Annotated in this window: 4 protein-coding genes; 1 reads left to right on the top strand and 3 read right to left on the bottom strand. The window is 50.5% G+C overall.

Annotation, left to right across the window (positions count from 1 at the left end):
• Positions 1 to 127 precede the first annotated feature (127 nt).
• A complete protein-coding gene (locus tag JRI46_12215; protein MBW2040329.1) occupies positions 128 to 1,930 on the bottom strand; it encodes a HAMP domain-containing protein in 1,803 nt (600 codons plus the stop codon).
• A gap of 5 nt (positions 1,931 to 1,935) precedes the next feature.
• Positions 1,936 to 2,622 (bottom strand): response regulator, encoded by a 687-nt coding sequence (locus tag JRI46_12210; GenBank protein MBW2040328.1) that lies wholly within the window; start codon positions 2,620 to 2,622, stop codon positions 1,936 to 1,938.
• A gap of 133 nt (positions 2,623 to 2,755) precedes the next feature.
• Between JRI46_12210 and JRI46_12205 the strand changes: the two genes are divergently transcribed.
• Complete coding sequence (locus JRI46_12205) at positions 2,756 to 3,373, top strand: threonylcarbamoyl-AMP synthase (GenBank protein MBW2040327.1); 618 nt, start codon at positions 2,756 to 2,758, stop codon at positions 3,371 to 3,373.
• Positions 3,374 to 3,383: 10 nt separating this feature from the next.
• Here the strand turns inward: JRI46_12205 and JRI46_12200 are convergent.
• Positions 3,384 to 3,837, bottom strand: a 454-nt coding sequence (locus JRI46_12200; protein MBW2040326.1) for a CinA family protein, incomplete at its 5' end; no start/stop codon positions are given.

Genomic DNA, 3,837 nt, shown 5'->3' with positions numbered 1-3,837 from the left:
CTTCAGGGGGCTTTGCCCCCTGAAACCCCTAGAGAAAAAAAGGGGTCTAGGGTTCAAGGGCCCAAGTGGTTTTTCTTTTGCTAAAATCCCAGACCCCTCGAATCCTAGAATCCTTGACTCCTGTATCTCACATAGTTGGGGGTGAGGGCAAACCCTCATAAGGGTTTGGTAGGTAAATGCTAAAGATACTTCCCTTTCCTAAGGTGCTCTCCACGGTGACCCTTCCTTCATGGGCCTGGACGATGTGTTTGACAATGGCAAGCCCCAGTCCTGTGCCACCGAGTTCTCGGCTCCTCGCCTTGTCCACCCTATAGAAACGTTCGAAGAGCCGTGGAAGGTGTTCAGGGGCTATGCCACATCCATGATCACTGACCTTTATGGCAACTTCGCCTTCATCTTTGATAACCTCGACCTCTACTGCGCCTCCTGGTTCGCTGTGCTTGATAGCGTTATCGAGGAGATTGCCCACTGTCTGTTCAAGGAGGCGTGAGTTGGCTTTGACCATGACCTCATCACTACAGTTCAAGGTTACCTCTATGTTGCGTTCCTGGGCCCTTGTCTCATGATCGAGGATGGCAGCCTCAAGGACCTTTCTTAAATTTTCCTCTGCAAGTTGGATCTCTCCTCTTTCGGCCTCTTGTTCTATCCTAGAAAGACTCAGGAGATCCTCAATGATTGCATTTAAACGGCCTGACTGTTTGGAGACGATCTCCAGGAATTTTCGGGCATTTTCCCTGTCGTCGATGGCCCCTTCCCGTAAGGTCTCCACAAACCCTTTTATGGAGGTGATAGGTGTCTTTAGTTCATGGGATACATTGGCCACAAACTCCCGTCTAATATCCTCAAGGTGACGCAGTCTCGTAATATCGCTTAGGACAACAAGGGCACCGATCTTCCCTCCATCGCTATCGCTTAGTACAGTACCACTGACCTGGAGGAATTTGCTTTCAGTACCATGGAGGACGATCTCTTCTTCCATCGGCCCCTGCCCTGTAAGGACCTTACCGAGGAAGCGTTGGAGATCGGCGTTTCTGATCATCTCCTGTATGGTACGACCCTTTGCTGTGGAGATATCGATCCCCAGAAGTAAACCAGCGGATTGATTCAATGTGAGAATTCGCTCCTCAGTGTCAATGGCCACTACCCCTTCCCTCATTGCTGATAGAATGGCCTCCAGTTCGTTACGCTGTTCTGTAGTCACCTGGATCTTCTCACCAAGTTGTTGGGCCATCTGATTCAGCGCTTCAGCGAGACCTCCGAGTTCCTCGGAATCAGGGACCAAGAGCCTATGGGTAAGGTCGCCTTCGGCAAAGCGTTTTGCACCTCTCTTCATCTCTTCTAATGGGTGGCTGATACGCCTGGAGATATAGAGACTTACCGCCGCAGCCAAAATGATCATAAGCACCCCGCCCAGGGCGACCTCTTGATAGATGGTGCCCAAGGCCTTATTGATCTCGGTAACGGGTATGGATGTCCTTACCACGCCAGCGACCCTTCCCTCTCTTATCACGGGTATGGCTACATACATCATCTCTTTTTGCAGGGTATGGCTATAACGGGTGGAGACCCCTGTTTGCCAAGCAAGGGCCTTTTTGATCTCTGGGCGATGAGCGTGATTGTCCATCCTTCTTGGGTCCTCTTCAGTGTCACCCAATACCTCGCCAGAGGGGAGGATTAAGGTTATGCGGGTCGAAGCAGCCCTGCCGAGCGTTTTACACAGTGGATCGAGCAACGCACTATGTTCGATGGAAAAGCTAGGTGCAACCTGGCTCTCTATGAGATGCGCCCTGGCCTCAAGGTCTTTAGCGGTCTTTTGGAGGTAAAACTTCTTCATAGTCGTAGAGGCGTAGATCCCCACCGTAACAATGGACAGTAAAATAATCACCAGATAGGCGGGATAGAGTTTCCAGATGAGCCTTTTTCTGCGCATAATGATCACTCCTTGAAGCGGTAACCCACCCCCCACACGGTCTCGATATAATCACCATAAGGACCGAGCTTTCGGCGCAAAGATGCCATATGAAAGTCCACTGAACGGTCGGTCACCGCAACGTCTTCCCCCCGGGCAGCATCTACTATCTGATAACGGGTGAAGACCCACCCAGGTCGCCTGGCCATAAAATGGAGGACGCGAAATTCGGTAGAGGTGAGCTTTATAGGCTTCCCCTTTATCAACACCTCGTAACGACCTGGGTGGATCATCAAATCGCCGATCCTTATGACATCTGTTTCACCTATGGGCTCGCCCTTCCTTCTACGGAGGACAGCCTTCACCCTCGCCAGGAGCACCTTGGGGCTAAATGGCTTGGTAATATAGTCGTCGGCCCCAAGCTCCAAGCCGATGACAATATCGGTCTCTTCCCCTTTGGCCGTTAACATCACAATGGGGATATGAGCAGTTCGGGTATCGTTTTTTAATTGTTTGCAGACATCCAATCCATCGACGCCTGGCAACATCAGATCCAATATGATGAGATCAGGCACCCCTGTGCGAACCTGTTTAAGCGCCTCTTCCCCCGAAGTAACAGAGGTTACCTGATATCCCTCCTGGGCGAGGTTGTACCTTACCAGCTCTAGGATATCCTCCTCGTCATCAACTACGAGGATTTTTTCACCAGACATTGTTGTTTCCACCTTTGAATATATTTGATGTTATTCTAGCAGATAGTCTGGGTTTTGCAAATTTTCCTTGGCCCTGAGGTTTAAAGAAGATATAATCTGAAAAACTGCACATTAAAGAGAAGGAGAAAGTTCCATGATCATCAAGATCAATCCGGTAAATCCTCAGCGCAGACTCATCCGCAAGGTAACAGACGCCCTAAAGGAGGGAAGGGTTATTGCCTATCCTACTGATACCATTTATGGCCTGGGCTGCGATCTTTACCAGAAGGAGGCCATAAAACGTATTCGCCAATTAAAGCGGCACAGCAAAAACAAACGTCTAAGTATTATCTGCGCAGACCTAAAGGATATCAGCAACTACGCCCATGTCCCTGATTACGCCTATAGGATCATGAGAACGCTCATCCCAGGTCCCTACACCTTTATCCTGGGGGCCACCAAACTGGTCCCCAAGATCATGCTCACCAACCAGAAGACTGTGGGAATCAGGGTCCCTGATAACAAGATCTCCCTCGCCCTGGTTAGGGAGCTGGGGCATCCCATCATCACCACCAGCGTCACGAAACCTGATGAAAGCCTCTATAGTGATCCTGAAGATATTGCTCATATGTTCGGTAAGGCTCTAGATCTGGTAATCGATGGTGGGACCATTGTGGCAGAACACTCCAGTATCATCGACTTTATTGGTGACTATCCTCGGGTATTGCGGGTGGGAAAAGGGGAAGTAAGCTTCATCCCAGAAAGGGCATAAAGGAGTATAGTTAGGGTCTTAACAAATATCTTCTCACCCTGTCCAGGGCCACCTCAGAGGCCATCAGTTTTATCTGATGGCGATCGCCGAAGAAGTCGTATTTTTTTATCTCTATTATATCTTCTGCGGCTAGGGCAATGAAGACCCTCCCGACAGGGGTGTTGGGAGTGCCCCCTGTGGGGCCGGCAATACCTGTAATGGCCACACCTAAGGTGGTCCTGCTCTGCTCCCTTACCCCCTTGACCATGAACTCGGCTGTCTCCCTGCTCACTGGACCAAATTTTTCTAATATGGAGCGCGGCACACCCAAGAGGTCCTCCTTCGCCTGGTTGGTATAGACCACCAGCCCCCGAAGGAAGTACTCGGAGCTGCCTGGGATCTCGGTGACGCGGTGGGCGATAAGGCCTCCTGTACACGACTCAGCCACTGAAATGGTCATCCCCTTCTCCTTAAGTAGCCTCCCC

The sequence above is a fragment of the Deltaproteobacteria bacterium genome, assembly GCA_019308925.1.
GTDB lineage: Bacteria > Desulfobacterota > B13-G15 > B13-G15 > RBG-16-54-18 > JAFDHG01.
This window is presented reverse-complemented; position numbering and strand designations above follow the sequence as displayed.

Excerpts from the sequence above, each read along its gene's own strand:
- JRI46_12215 (MBW2040329.1), bottom strand. The coding sequence starts at position 1,930 with ATGCGCAGAAAAAGGCTCATCTGGAAACTCTATCCCGCCTATCTGGTG.
- JRI46_12210 (MBW2040328.1), bottom strand. The coding sequence starts at position 2,622 with ATGTCTGGTGAAAAAATCCTCGTAGTTGATGACGAGGAGGATATCCTA.
- JRI46_12205 (MBW2040327.1), top strand. The coding sequence starts at position 2,756 with ATGATCATCAAGATCAATCCGGTAAATCCTCAGCGCAGACTCATCCGC.